The organism is Roseateles sp. FW305-36, from assembly GCF_058787015.1.
The window spans coordinates 210,520-223,039 of record NZ_JBYSZK010000001.1 but is presented as its reverse complement, the minus strand read 5'-3'; the positions used below and the strand labels follow the sequence as shown (position 1 = coordinate 223,039).

General features: G+C 69.4%; 14 protein-coding genes. 9 read left to right on the top strand and 5 right to left on the bottom strand.

Annotation, left to right across the window (positions count from 1 at the left end):
* Positions 1–5: 5 nt before the first annotated feature.
* Positions 6–2,210, bottom strand: coding sequence for a heavy metal translocating P-type ATPase (locus AC3WOE_RS01045; protein ID WP_492687644.1), 2,205 nt, complete (start codon positions 2,208–2,210; stop codon positions 6–8).
* 123 nt (positions 2,211–2,333) lie between these two features.
* On the opposite strand from AC3WOE_RS01045, the gene AC3WOE_RS01040 reads away from it, so the two are divergent.
* Positions 2,334–2,786 (top strand): cupin domain-containing protein, encoded by a 453-nt coding sequence (locus AC3WOE_RS01040; protein ID WP_492687643.1) that lies wholly within the window; start codon positions 2,334–2,336, stop codon positions 2,784–2,786.
* Here AC3WOE_RS01040 and AC3WOE_RS01035 read toward each other — a convergent pair whose 3' ends face one another.
* Entirely contained in the window at positions 2,787–3,503 is a 717-nt protein-coding gene (locus AC3WOE_RS01035; protein WP_492687642.1) for a glutathione S-transferase family protein, read from the bottom strand. It abuts the gene before it with no gap.
* Between the two features lie 104 nt (positions 3,504–3,607).
* Here AC3WOE_RS01035 and AC3WOE_RS01030 point away from each other — a divergent pair, with 104 nt between their 5' ends.
* Positions 3,608–4,822, top strand: a complete 1,215-nt coding sequence (locus tag AC3WOE_RS01030; protein WP_492687641.1) for a polyhydroxyalkanoate depolymerase — start codon at positions 3,608–3,610, stop codon at positions 4,820–4,822.
* An 8-nt stretch (positions 4,823–4,830) separates the two neighbouring features.
* Here the strand turns inward: AC3WOE_RS01030 and AC3WOE_RS01025 are convergent, their stop codons facing one another.
* From AC3WOE_RS01025 to xseA, 3 genes are read right to left on the bottom strand one after another with little or no spacing between them, the layout of a single operon-like run.
* Positions 4,831–5,526 (bottom strand): alpha/beta fold hydrolase, encoded by a 696-nt coding sequence (locus AC3WOE_RS01025; RefSeq protein WP_492687640.1) that lies wholly within the window; start codon positions 5,524–5,526, stop codon positions 4,831–4,833.
* Positions 5,527–5,585: 59 nt separating this feature from the next.
* The gene (locus AC3WOE_RS01020) at positions 5,586–6,167 is read right to left on the bottom strand and encodes a superoxide dismutase (protein WP_492687639.1); all 582 of its coding nucleotides are present in this window, start codon (positions 6,165–6,167) and stop codon (positions 5,586–5,588) included.
* Positions 6,168–6,226: 59 nt separating this feature from the next.
* Positions 6,227–7,528 carry an exodeoxyribonuclease VII large subunit gene (gene xseA, locus AC3WOE_RS01015; protein WP_492687638.1) on the bottom strand — a complete coding sequence of 434 codons (1,302 nt, stop codon included), beginning with the start codon at positions 7,526–7,528 and terminating at the stop codon, positions 6,227–6,229.
* A 326-nt stretch (positions 7,529–7,854) separates the two neighbouring features.
* Here xseA and AC3WOE_RS01010 point away from each other — a divergent pair, with 326 nt between their 5' ends.
* From AC3WOE_RS01010 to AC3WOE_RS00980, 7 genes are all read left to right on the top strand, one after another.
* Positions 7,855–8,472: a MotA/TolQ/ExbB proton channel family protein gene (locus AC3WOE_RS01010; RefSeq protein ID WP_492687637.1), complete on the top strand. Its 618-nt coding sequence runs from the start codon at positions 7,855–7,857 to the stop codon at positions 8,470–8,472.
* A 10-nt stretch (positions 8,473–8,482) separates the two neighbouring features.
* Complete coding sequence (locus tag AC3WOE_RS01005; RefSeq protein ID WP_492687636.1) at positions 8,483–8,899, top strand: ExbD/TolR family protein; 417 nt, start codon at positions 8,483–8,485, stop codon at positions 8,897–8,899.
* Positions 8,865–9,920 (top strand): tetraacyldisaccharide 4'-kinase, encoded by a 1,056-nt coding sequence (gene lpxK, locus AC3WOE_RS01000; protein WP_492687635.1) that lies wholly within the window; start codon positions 8,865–8,867, stop codon positions 9,918–9,920. Before AC3WOE_RS01005 ends, lpxK begins: the two co-directional genes overlap by 35 nt.
* A complete protein-coding gene (locus AC3WOE_RS00995; protein ID WP_492687634.1) occupies positions 9,905–10,108 on the top strand; it encodes a Trm112 family protein in 204 nt (67 codons plus the stop codon). The genes lpxK and AC3WOE_RS00995 overlap by 16 nt, the downstream gene beginning before the upstream one ends.
* Positions 10,105–10,842, top strand: coding sequence for a 3-deoxy-manno-octulosonate cytidylyltransferase (kdsB, locus tag AC3WOE_RS00990; RefSeq protein WP_492687633.1), 738 nt, complete (start codon positions 10,105–10,107; stop codon positions 10,840–10,842). The genes AC3WOE_RS00995 and kdsB overlap by 4 nt, the downstream gene beginning before the upstream one ends.
* A gap of 89 nt (positions 10,843–10,931) precedes the next feature.
* Entirely contained in the window at positions 10,932–11,585 is a 654-nt protein-coding gene (gene adk / locus AC3WOE_RS00985; RefSeq protein ID WP_492687632.1) for an adenylate kinase, read from the top strand.
* Between the two features lie 94 nt (positions 11,586–11,679).
* Positions 11,680–12,438: a 3-hydroxyacyl-CoA dehydrogenase gene (locus AC3WOE_RS00980; RefSeq protein ID WP_492687631.1), complete on the top strand. Its 759-nt coding sequence runs from the start codon at positions 11,680–11,682 to the stop codon at positions 12,436–12,438.
* Positions 12,439–12,520 lie beyond the last annotated feature (82 nt).

Below are 12,520 nucleotides of genomic sequence, written 5' to 3'. Positions count from 1 at the left end.
TGACTTCAGCGGTTGAGCCTTTGGGCGTTGAGGACGACGAAGAGGGAACTCGTCGCCATGCCGATGCCGGCCGCCAGCGGCGGCAGCCAGCCGGCCAGGGCGAGCGGCACGCAGGCCAGGTTGTAGAGGGCCGCCCAGGCCAGGTTCTGGCGCAGCACGCGGCGGGTCTTCTTCGCCAGGGCCAGGGCTTGCGGCAGGGCCATCAGGCGGTTGGAGACGAGCAAGGCATCCGCCGCGCTGCGGGCCAGCATGGCGCCCTGCCCCATCGCGATGCGCACGTCGGCCGCCGCCAGCACGGGGGCGTCGTTGATGCCGTCGCCCACCATCAGCACATGCTCGCCACCGGCCTGCCACTCGCGCACCGCGGCGAGCTTGGACTGCGGCGTCGCGCCACCGCGCCAATGCACGAGGTCCAGTTGCCCGGCCATGCGTGCCACGGCCGCGGGATGGTCACCCGACAGCAGGCGCACGCGCAGGCCGGCCTTGCGCAAGGCGGTGACAGCTTCGGCCGCATCGGCCCGCGGCGCTTCGGCCAGATCCAGCCACAGCACGCAGCCCTCGCTGCCGAAGGCCAGCCTTGCTGATTCATCGGGACGCTCACGGACCCAGCCCGGCGCGCCCAGGCGCCAGAGCCGGCCGGTTGCGTCCCGTGCCTGCAGGCCACGGCCGGCGATCTCCTGCACATCGGTCCAGACACCCGGGCCCCCGCCGTCGGCCAGCGCCCTTGCATGCGGATGACGCGACAGCGCGGCCAGGCTGCGGGCCCCGGCGAGCAGCGCAACGGCATCGGCGCCCACGGCCCAGTACCGACGCAGCACGAGGCGGTCTTCGCCGAGCGTGCCGGTCTTGTCGAAGACGACGGTGTCGACGGCACAGAGGCGGTCCAGCGCCGACAGGTCGGCCAGCAGCAAGCCGCGCCGCGCCAAGGACCCGCTGGCCGTCAGCCAGGCGGCCGGGGCGGCCAAGGTCAAGGCGCAGGGGCAGGTGACGATGAGCACGGCCACCGCCACGGCGATGGCGCGCGAGGGATCGACCCACCACCAGGCCATGCCGGCCGCCAGGGCCAGCAGCAGCACTGTGGCCGTGAAGCCGGCGGCAACACGGTCAACCAGGCCATGGGCCAGCGGCCGCTGGCTCTGGGCCTGCTGCATCAGGCGCACGATGCCCTGGGCCGTCGTGTCGGCACCGACGCGCTCAACGACGACGACGAAGCTGCCGTCGACGCTGAGGCTGCCCGCGACGACGGCGTCGCCGGCCGCCTTGGCGACCGGTGCGGATTCGCCGGTCAGCAGGGCTTCATTGACCCAGCCCTGGCCGCCGCTGATGCGCCCATCCGCCGCAAACGCTTCACCGGCCACCACGCGGATGCGGTCGCCGACGCGCAGGGCCTCGGGCGGGACGCTCTCGATCGTGCCGTCGTCCTTGAGGCGCTCGGCGGCTGTCGGCAGTGCGCTCGCGACGGCCTCCAGCGCGTCGGCGGCACGATGGCGAGCCCCCAACTCGAACCAGCGCGCCAGCAGCAGCAACGCGACGAACATGGTGAGGGAATCGAAATAGACCTCGCGGCCGAGAACGCCGCCGGGATCGAACAAGGCGCCGGTGCTGGCGATGAAGGTGACGGCGATGCCGAGAGCCACCGGCACGTCCATGCCCAGCCGTCCGGCGCGCAGCTGCCGCCAGGCGCCGCTGAAGAAGGGGCCGGCCGAGAACACCATCACCGGCAGCGTCAGCACCCAGCTGGCCCAGCGCAGCAGGCGGTCGATGTCGGTCGCCAGCTCGCCCGCACCGGCCACATAGGCCGGCGTGGCCATCATCATGACCTGCATCATCAGGAAGCCGGCCACGAAGAGCCGCCACAGCGCCTGGCGCTTCTCGCGGCGGCGCAGTTCGCGCGCCGGCGCGGCGACGTCGGGCGTGGCCTGGTAGCCCGCGGCCTGCAGGGCAGCGAACACGTCGCCCAGGGCGATGCGCGACGGCTGCCAGGTCAGGCCCAGCCGCGCCGAGGCCGCGTTGACCGTGGCCGCCTGCACGCCCGGCAGCTTCAACAGGGCCGCCTCGATGATGCCGGCGCAAGCGCCGCAATGCATGCCCGCCACCTGGAACTGCGACAACGCCGCGCCGCCCGGGCCATCAGGCCAGGTCGTGAAGGGGGCAATCAGAAGCCGCGCGTCGGACTCAGCCGCGTGCAAGCCAGGGGGTGGGGCACTCACGCCGGCAATCTAGGCCGCCCCTGCCCTTGGGCGCTTGACCTGAATCAAGGCAGCGGCCGCCCGCCCATGCAGGAACGCATATTGCGTGAGCTCCTGAGCCTTTCAGCATTTCAGGAGGCCCTCATGTCGGACCTGTCGATACCCGTGGACGCCGCCAATGACGCGTCCGCCACGCAGTTCTCCCACGTCAAGCCCGGCGACACGCCCTGGCGCAGCGACGGGCTCAGAGACTTCTTCCTCTACCGCGACCTCGGCGTGGCCGAGGCCACCGGCGGCAAGGTCATCGCGCACCTTGTGAAGGCAAACATGGCCCCTGAAAAGGGCACGGGCTGGCACCGACATGAGGCGGAGTTCCAGATCGTGCTGATGACCAAGGGCTGGGCCAAGTTCATGTACGGCGACCAGGTGACCCTGGTCGAGGCCGGCGACTGCGTGCACCAGCGCCCGGGCATCGTGCACTACCTCTTCGACTACTCGCCGGACATGGAATACCTGGAGATCGTCTCGCCCGCCGACTTCGGCACCGTGGACATGCCGGCGCCCTGCGAGGTACCGGCGCCCTCCTCCTGGCCCTGATCAGAAATCCATGTCGAGCTGCTCGATCTCGTCGGGCTCGAGCTGGGCCGCAGCCGTCCATTCCTTCAGTTCAGGCATGGCGCTGATGGTCTTGCAATAGGCCATGCAGGCCGGGTTCAGCGGCACGTCATAGGTCTTGAAGCGTGTGGTCACCGGCGCAAAGAAGGCGTCGGCCGCGCTGCGCTTGCTGCCGAACAGATAGGGGCCGCCGTAGCGCGCCAGGCAATCGGTCCAGATCTCGCTGATGCGCTCGATGTCGGGCCTGGCTCCGGCCCAGATCTTGTGGCGCGGGAAATGCCCCTTGAGGTTCATGGGCAGAGACGCGCGCAGATTGGCGAAACCCGAATTCATCTCGCCGCAGATGGCCCGCGCATGAGCACGCGCGACGCGGTCGGCAGGCCACAGGCCCGCTTTGGGAAATACCTCGTTCAGATACTCGGCGATGGCCATGTTGTTCCACACCGTCACACCCTCGTGGCGCAGGCAGGGGACGCGGATGGACGGGGCCAGCAGCAGCAGCTCCTTGCGCGCATCCTCGTCGTCGGGCGAGACCATGATCTCCTCGAAGGCCAGGCCGGCAAAGCGCGTCAGCAGCCAGCCGCGCAACGACCAGGACGAGTAGTTCTTGCTGCTCAGCGTCAGCGTCGCGGCCGCCGCGGCGGCCTTGGGTTTGACGGTCTTGCGGGCTGCGGGCTTGGTGGGCGTGGCAACGGGCATGGGCGTCTCCTCGGCGTTCAGGACCCCCATCTCATCGCAAGGCCCATGCCATGCTGGCGCGCTACTTGCGACGCTCGATGCATCACGGCTTTGCAGGAGCAGGCATGTACCCCGCTTACCAGGCTCACAGCGATCTGATGTGGCCGTTGCGCATGGCCACGCGCTTGTCCCTGCCGCTGCTGGAGCAGTCCGCCGTCGCCGACACCGGCTGGCTGCCTGCGCGGCAGTTGTCGGCCGCCGGGCGGGTCTTTCAGCTGGCCCAGGTCACCCACGCCCGACCGCCCTGGCGCATCGGCGAGATCCACAGCAGCGGCGAGCGCTGGCCCGTCACCGAGGAGGTCACGCTGACGACGCCCTTCGGCACGCTGCTGCGCTTTCGCAAGGACGGTGCGCCATCGCAGCCACGGGTGATGGTGGTGGCGCCGATGTCGGGCCATTTCGCCACGCTGCTGCGCGACACGGTGCGCACCCTGCTGCAGGACCACGACGTCTATGTCACCGATTGGCACAACGTGCGCGACGTGCCGCTGTCGGCCGGCCGCTTCGGCCTGGACGAGTACACCGGCCATCTGATCGACTTCCTGGCCGCCATCGGTCCGCAGGCCCATGTGGTGGCCGTCTGCCAGCCCTGCGTCAGCGCCCTGGCCGCCGTCGCGCTGATGGCCGAGGACGACCACCCGGCCACGCCGGCCAGTCTCACGCTGATGGCCGGCCCCATCGACTGCCGCGTCAGCCCCACCGAAGTGAACAGGCTGGCCACCAGCAAGCCCATCGAGTGGTTCCGCAACAACCTCATCAGCCATGTGCCCTGGCAGCACGCGGGTGCCGGCCGGCGCGTCTACCCGGGCTTTGTGCAGCTGTCGGCCTTCATGAGCATGAACAAGGACCGCCATGCCAACGCCTTCAAGGACTACTACCGCCACCTCGTCGCCGACGAGTTCGACAAGGCCGAGGTCACGCGCATGTTCTACGAGGAGTACCTGGCCGTGGCCGACCTCGCGGCCGAGTTCTACCTGGAGACTGTGGAGCGCGTCTTCCAGACCTACGACCTGCCGCGCGGCGAGTTGATGTTCAAGGGTCGGCGCGTCAACCCCGCGGCCATCCGCCGCACCGCCCTGCTGACGGTAGAGGGCGAGCGCGACGACATCTGCTCGGTGGGCCAGACGCTGGCGGCCCAGGACCTGGCGTCAAGCTTGAAGGCCTATCTGCGCACCCACTACATCCAGCCCAACGTCGGCCACTACGGCGTGTTCAGCGGGCGGCGCTGGCAGCATCAGGTCTATCCGCTGGTGCGGCATGTCATTCAGGTCTCGCAGTAGAGATTCGTTCACCCGAGCACGAAGCGCTTGACGACGGCTGCGGCCTCGACCGGTCGGGTCTGGAGGAGGAAATGAGGCCCGGGCAGTTCGGCCGCCACGATGCCTGGCGAGAGCGCTGCCATCCGCTGGCCCGCAGCGCGCGGCACCACCAGATCGTCCTTGGCCCGCAGATCGAGCACGGGGACGGTGATCCTGCGCAGGTCGGCCGTCGCATCCACATCCAGGACCGCCCTCAGGCGGGCGCGCATGACGGTGGCCGGCAGTTGCCGCATGGCAGCCGCAAGATCGGCATTCAACGCCGGATCAAAATCGCGACCCATGAGCACGCGGCCCAAGGGCATTGTTGGCATGGCCGCCAACGGAATCGCGGGCAGCAGGCCGCCCAACGGGCGCATCGAGGGCCGCGGATTGCAGGCGAAGGTGCAGCACAGCACCAAGCCCCTGAGCCCAGGCGGCGCCTGTGCCGCGATCCGTATGCCTATCGGGCCCGAAAAGGATTCAGCCAGCAACACATAGGGCTTGTCCGCCGGCAAGGCCTCGCGCACGAAGGCCAGCAGTTCGGCGTAGCCCCATGGCCGGTCGACCGGATAGCGCAGCACCCGCGCTTCGATGCCAGTGCCCAGCGCGCTCACGAAGCGCGCGAACAGCTCGCCCGTGCCATCCATGCCGGGCAGCAGCACCAGGGCGCTCACAGGGTCAGCCATCACGGAATCGGGGCGCAAAAAAAGGCCGGCGCTGCCGGCCTTTCCAACGACAACTCGCCTCAGGCGAAGTTGGCTTCGGCGAAAGACCAGTTCACGAGGTTCGACAGGAAGGTCTCGACGAACTTGGGGCGCAGGTTGCGGTAGTCGATGTAGTAGGCGTGTTCCCACACGTCGACGGTCAGCAGGGCCTTGTCGGCGGTGGTCAGCGGCGTGCCGGCGGCGCCGGTGTTGACGATGTCGACCGTGCCGTCGGCCTTCTTGACAAGCCAGGTCCAGCCCGAACCGAAGTTGCCGACGGCGCTCTTGACGAAGGCTTCCTTGAAGGCGGCGTAGCTGCCCCACTTGGCGTTGATGGCCGCGGCCAGGGCGCCGCCGGGCTCACCGCCGCCTTGCGGCTTCATGCAGTTCCAGAAGAAGGTGTGGTTCCAGATCTGGGCCGAGTTGTTGTAGATGCCGCCGGAGCTCTTCTTGATGATGTCCTCGAGGGACATGCTCTCGAACTCGGTGCCCTTCTGCAGGTTGTTGAGGTTCACCACGTAGGCGTTGTGGTGCTTGCCGTGGTGGAACTCCAGCGTTTCCTTGCTGTAGTGCGGAGCCAGCGAGTCGATGGGGTAAGGCAGCGGGGGCAGCGTGTGTTCCATGGTGTGAACCTCAGAGTGTTGGGGGGAAGGGAAACGCGGCGGATTGTAGGGAGAGGGAATCACCCCTGTGGCAAAGGCCGTACCTGCAGGACTTGCATGTCGGCGCTGCCGTCGGCCAGCACGGCGCGCAGCTCGCGACCGGGCTGCAGGGCCTGCACGGAGGTGACCGCCCCGCCCTGGCCGTCGTCCAGCCAGGCATAGCCGCGGGCCAGCACATGCTGGGGGTCCAGGGCGAGCAGGCGGGCTTGCAGGCCGTCGAGCCGGGTGTGCTGGCGGGCCAGGATGTCGCGGTGGGCGCGTTCGTGGCGCTGCTCGAGATGGTTCAGGCGCTGGCCCTGCAGTTCGACGCGACGGCCCGGCGCGGCAGTGGCGCGCTGGGCCAGCAGGGCCAGCAGCCGGCGCTGGCGCGCCAGCGTGTCGCTGGGGCGGGACAGGCGCAGGGCCAGGCGGTCCAGGCGCTGGGCCAGGGACTGCAGGCGATGGTCGGTGCGCAGGGTCAGGCTGCGCTCCAGGCTGGCGAGATGCTGGAGCAGGCTGGCGCGGGACGGCGCGGCCAGTTCGGCCGCGGCCGTGGGCGTGGGCGCGCGCAGGTCGGCCGCCAGGTCGCACAGGGTCACGTCGGTCTCGTGGCCGACACCGCAGACCACCGGCAAGGCCGAAGCCACCAGGGCGCGCACCACACGTTCGTCGTTGAAGGCCCACAGGTCCTCCAGCGAGCCACCGCCGCGCACCAGCAGCAGCACATCGACCTCGGCCCGCGCATTGGCCGTCTGCAGGGCCCGCACCAGAGCCGGCGGCGCCTCGACGCCCTGCACCGGGCTGGGGTAGACGACGACCTCGATCTGCGGCGCGCGGCGCGCCAACGCCGTCAGCACATCGTGCAGGGCGGCGCCGGCCGCCGAGGTGATGACGCCGATGCGCCGCGGATGGGGCGGCAGCTCGCGCTTGGTGTCGGCTTCGAACAGGCCCTCGGCCGCCAGCCGGGCGCGCAGCTTCAGGAACTGCTCGTACAGCGTGCCCGCGCCGGCGCGGCGCATGGCCTCGACGACGAATTGCAGTTCGCCCCGCGGCTCGTAGACGGCCACGCGGCCGCGCACCTCCACCAGCACGCCCTCGCCCGGCGCGAAGTCCAGCAGGGCGGCCGCACGGCGGAACATCGCACAGCGCAGGCTGGCGGCTTGGCCGTCGGCGTCCTTGAGGTTGAAGTAGCAGTGGCCGCTGGCCGCCCGGGTGAAGCCGCCGATCTCGCCGCCGACGGCCACCACGGAAAAGCGTTCGGCCAGGCTCTGGCCCACCGCCTCCAGCAGGCCGGCCACGCCCCAGATACGCCGATTTGAAGCGGCTTCGCGAGGCTCAATCACGCGCAAACCCAATGCCGGCGCGGGCCGGGAAGTCCACAGCCGCGCCAATACTGGGCTGGCGGGCAATTGCGGCTCATTGCGCCTGTCACGGCGCCGTCATGAGCACATAAGGCCTTGTTTTTCAATTCGATTTCCGCTGCTCAAATTGGAGGCAAGTTGTCCAAGGCCTTGATTTGACGGCCTCTGCCGGCCGACCGACCCGGCTTGCCCACAAAGTTATCCACAGCAACGGTGGATTGTGGGAACGCTTTCGCGGACCTGGAGGATGCGCGGCGGGCGCCGAGGCTGGGGCCATAATCCCGCGCACTCTTTAGACGGGGACGACCTTGTTTTCGATCATACAAGCCGCCGGTTGGCCGATCTGGCCCTTGCTCCTGTGCTCCGTGGTGGCCCTGGCCCTGATCATCGAGAGGCTCTCCAGCCTGCGCGCCAGCCGCATCCTGCCGCCGCGGCTGCTGGAGGACGTCATGAACGTCAGCGCCCAGCAGCTGCCGGCGCCCGACATGGTCGACCGCCTGGCGGAGAACTCCGTGCTCGGTGAGGTGCTGGCGTCCGGCCTGCGCGCCGTGACGGCCGAGCCGCAGATGCCCGAGGGCAAGCTGCGCCTGGTGTTCGAATTCGCCGGCCGCCGCGCCGTGCACCAGCTCGAGCGCTATATGAACACCCTGGGCACCATCGCCACGGCCGCGCCGCTGCTGGGCCTGATGGGCACCGTGGTCGGCATGATCGAGATCTTCGGCAGCCAGACGCCCGGCGGCGGCAACCCCGCCCAGCTGGCGCACGGTATCTCCATCGCCCTCTACAACACCGCCTTCGGCCTGATGATCGCCATCCCCTCGCTGATGTTCTACCGCTACTTCCGCGGCAAGATCGAGGAGTACGTCCTGGAGCTGGAAGCCGCCGCCGACCGGTTGCTCGGGCAACTGCGCCGCTACACGGCTTGAGGAGGACGCGATGCGTTTTCGCGCCCCCCACCGCGAGCCGCCGGAGATCAACCTGATCCCCTTCATCGACGTGCTGTTGGTGATCCTGATCTTCCTGATGCTGTCGACGACGTATTCCAAGTTCACCGAGCTGCAGATCACCCTGCCTTCGGCGGATGCGGACAAGCTGAAGGACAGGCCGCAGGAAGTCATCGTCGGCATCGCCGCCGACGGCCGCTTCGTCGTCAACCGCCAGCCGGTGGAAGGCCGCTCGGTGGACATCCTCATCGGCGCGCTGCGCCAGGCCTCGGGCGGCAGCACCGACGCGTCGCTGATCATCTCGGCCGATGCCGCCACGCCCCACCAGGCCGTGGTCAACGTGATGGACGCCGCGCGCCGCGTCGGCCTGACGCGTGTCACCTTCGCCGCGCAGACCGACGCTCGCTGATCGCCTCCAGCAACAGTGGCTGACCGGCGGACCGCTGTCCGCCGCGTTGCTGCCGCTGAGCTGGCTCTACCGCGCGCTGCTGGCGCTGCGAACATTGGCCTACCGCGTCGGCTTCAAGCGCACCGAAACCCTGCCCGTCCCCGTCATCGTCGTCGGCAACTGGATCGTCGGCGGTGCCGGCAAGACGCCGACGACGCTGGCCCTGCTGGAACTGCTGCGCGCGCGCGGCCTGAGCGCCGGCGTCGTGTCGCGCGGCTATGGGCGCGAGGGCGACGAAGTGCAGCTGGTGACGCAGCAGTCGACGGCGCGCCAGGCCGGTGATGAACCCCTGCTCATCCATCTGCGTGGCCGCGTGCCGGTCGCCGTCGGCAGCGACCGCGTCGCCGCGGCACGGGCCCTGCTGGCGGCCCATCCCGAGCTGGACCTGCTCGTCAGCGACGACGGGCTGCAGCACTGGCGGCTGCCGCGGCAACTCAGCCTGCTGGTCTTCGACGAGCGCGGCCTGGGCAATGGCCGCCTGCTGCCGGCGGGACCGCTGCGCCAGCCGCCAGCGGCGCTGGCAGCCGACCAGCTCGTCGTCTACAACGCGGCCTCGCCCAGCACCGCCCTGCCCGGCTTTGTCGCCGAGCGGCACCTCGCCGGCGCCGTGCCACTGGCGGGCTGGTGGGCGGGCGAGAAGGCGTCGATGGACGCTTTGCTGGCTCTGCGCGGCCGCGCCGGCCTGGTCGCCTGCGCCGGCCTGGCCCGCCCGCAGCGCTTCTTCGACATGCTGGCCGGCCTGGGCCTGGCCTTCGACGCCCACCCCCTGCCCGATCACGCCGACTTCACCGCCCTGCCCTGGCCCGCGGATGCCGCCGGCGTGCTGCTGACCGAGAAGGACGCCGTCAAGCTGCCCCCGGTGCGCGTCGGCGCGACGCCGGTCTGGGTCGTGACGCTAGACTTTGCCCCCGGCGCCGGCTTCGAGGCCGCGCTGGATGCCCAACTCCAACGCCTGTTTCCCTCCCGATGGACCCAAGACTGATCGAGATGCTGGTCTGCCCGCTGTGCAAGGGGCCGCTGACGCTGCTGCGCGGCGATGAACCCGCCCTGGCCTGCCGTGCCGACCGCCTGGCCTTCCCGATCCGCGACGGCATCCCGCTGATGCTGGAGAGCGAGGCCAAGCCCTGGGATCCCGACACCGCCAGCGCGCCGGTGCCGCTCGCGCCGTGAGCTTTACCGTCATCGTCCCGGCGCGACTGGCGTCCACCCGCCTGCCCAACAAGCCGCTGGCCGACATCGCCGGGCTGCCGATGATCGTGCGCGTCGCCCAGCGCGCCGCCCTGTCGGGCGCGAGCCAGATCGTCGTGGCGACCGATGCCCCCGAAGTGGCCGCCGCCTGCGCCGCCCACGGCGTGCGCGCGCTGATGACACGCGCCGACCATCCCTCGGGCAGCGATCGCCTGGCCGAAGCCGTCGAGCAGCTCGGCCTGGCCGACGATGCCGCCGTCGTCAATGTGCAGGGCGACGAGCCGCTGATCGCGCCGGCCATGATCGACGCCTGCGCGGCCACGTTGGCAGCTCAGCCCGACTGCGTGATGGCCACCGTCGCGCATGCGCTGACCGATCCTTCCGAGTTCGCGAACCCCAACGTCGTCAAGCTGGTCACCGACAAGGCCGGCCGGGCCCTCTATTTCTCTCGCGCCCCCATCGCCTGGTGGCGCGACGGCGCCGGCCAACCCAACCAGGCGCTGCGCCATGTCGGCCTGTACGCCTACCGCGCTGGCTTCCTGCGCCGCTTCCCCACGCTGGCCGTCAGCCCCTTGGAGCAGATCGAGTCTCTGGAGCAGTTGCGCGTGCTCTGGCATGGCGAGCGCATCGCCGTGCACGTCAGCGAAGAACGGCCGGGACCGGGTGTCGACACGCCCGAGGATCTGGAGCGCGTGAGGCGTCTGATCGCGGGTTGACACGTCAGGCCCTAGAAAGGCCACATGCGATACTTGACCGCTGAATGAAAAGGGACTTTCCACCAAGTCCCGACATGACGAGGAGACCCATGCGATTGATCCTTCTGGGCGCACCCGGCGCCGGCAAAGGCACCCAAGCTGCCTTCATCTGCAAGCAATTCGGCATTCCGCAGATCTCCACCGGCGACATGCTGCGCGCCGCCATCAAGGCCGGCACCGCCATGGGCCTGGCCGCCAAGGCCGTCATGGATTCGGGCGCCCTGGTCAGCGACGACATCATCATCGGCCTGGTCAAGGAACGCATCGCCCAGGACGACTGCGCCAAGGGCTTCCTGTTCGACGGCTTCCCGCGCACCATCCCGCAAGCCGACGCGATGAAGGCCGCCGGCGTGAAGTTGGACTATGTGCTCGAGATCGACGTGCCCTTCGACGCCATCATCGAACGCATGAGCGGCCGTCGCGTGCACGTGGCCTCGGGCCGCACCTATCACGTCAAGTTCAACCCGCCCAAGGTGGCCGGCAAGGACGACGAGACGGGCGAGGACCTGATCCAGCGCGAAGACGACAAGGAAGAGACCGTCAAGAAGCGCCTGGACGTCTACTCGGCCCAGACCCGCCCCCTGGTCGACTACTACTCGCAATGGGCCGCCACCGGCGACGCCAATGCACCCAGGTACCGCCGCATCGAAGGCGTGGGTTCGGTCGACGACATCATGAAGAAGGCATTGGCCGCACTGGCCTGAGCGCCCTTCACCCCAAACAAGCCGCGGCGCCTCTGGCCTCGCGGCTTTTTTGTCGTCCACAATTGACGTTTACGTCAACCAGGAGATCCTCATCATGGAAATCGCAGGCAAGGTGTTCATCGTCACCGGCGGCGCCTCGGGCCTCGGCGAAGGTACGGCCCGCATGTTCGCGGCCCACGGCGCCAAGGTCGTCATCGCCGATCTGCAGGTCGAGCGCGGCCAGCAGGTCGCGGCCGAAATCGGCGGCGTCTTCGTCAAGTGCGACGTCAGCCAGGAGGCCGATGGCCAGGCCGCCGTGGCCGCCGCCACGGGTCTGGGCAAGCTGATGGGCCTGGTCAACTGCGCCGGCATCGCCCCGGCCATCAAGACGGTCGGCAAGGACGGCGCCCACCCGCTGGCGGCCTTCAGCAAGACCGTCACGGTCAACCTGGTCGGCAGCTTCAACATGATCCGCCTGGCCGCCGAAGCCATGTCCAGGAACGAGCCGGAAGCCACCGGTGAGCGCGGCGTGATGATCTCGACGGCCTCGGTGGCTGCCTACGACGGCCAGATCGGCCAAGCGGCCTATGCGGCCTCCAAGGGCGGCGTCGTCGGCATGACCCTGCCCATCGCCCGCGACCTGGCGCGCAACGGCATCCGCAACATGACCATCGCCCCCGGCATCTTCGGCACGCCGATGTTGTTCGGCATGCCGCAGGAAGTGCAGGACGCGCTGGCCGCCAGCGTCCCCTTCCCGAGCCGCCTGGGCAAGCCCGAGGACTATGCCAAGCTGGTGCACCAGATCGTCACCAACGACATGCTGAACGGCGAGGTCATCCGCCTGGACGGCGCCATCCGCATGGCGCCGAAGTGAAGACCGGCACCGCGCAGCCATGAAAAAAGGCCCCGACGGGGCCTTTTGCTTGGGGTGAGGCGCAGCGGGCAAGGCCCGCCGG

Excerpts from the sequence above, each read along its gene's own strand:
- AC3WOE_RS01040 (WP_492687643.1), top strand. The coding sequence starts at position 2,334 with ATGTCGGACCTGTCGATACCCGTGGACGCCGCCAATGACGCGTCCGCC.
- AC3WOE_RS01035 (WP_492687642.1), bottom strand. The coding sequence starts at position 3,503 with ATGCCCGTTGCCACGCCCACCAAGCCCGCAGCCCGCAAGACCGTCAAA.
- AC3WOE_RS01030 (WP_492687641.1), top strand. The coding sequence starts at position 3,608 with ATGTACCCCGCTTACCAGGCTCACAGCGATCTGATGTGGCCGTTGCGC.
- AC3WOE_RS01025 (WP_492687640.1), bottom strand. The coding sequence starts at position 5,526 with ATGGCTGACCCTGTGAGCGCCCTGGTGCTGCTGCCCGGCATGGATGGC.
- AC3WOE_RS01020 (WP_492687639.1), bottom strand. The coding sequence starts at position 6,167 with ATGGAACACACGCTGCCCCCGCTGCCTTACCCCATCGACTCGCTGGCT.
- AC3WOE_RS01005 (WP_492687636.1), top strand. The coding sequence starts at position 8,483 with ATGCGTTTTCGCGCCCCCCACCGCGAGCCGCCGGAGATCAACCTGATC.
- AC3WOE_RS00995 (WP_492687634.1), top strand. The coding sequence starts at position 9,905 with ATGGACCCAAGACTGATCGAGATGCTGGTCTGCCCGCTGTGCAAGGGG.
- adk (WP_492687632.1), top strand. The coding sequence starts at position 10,932 with ATGCGATTGATCCTTCTGGGCGCACCCGGCGCCGGCAAAGGCACCCAA.
- AC3WOE_RS00980 (WP_492687631.1), top strand. The coding sequence starts at position 11,680 with ATGGAAATCGCAGGCAAGGTGTTCATCGTCACCGGCGGCGCCTCGGGC.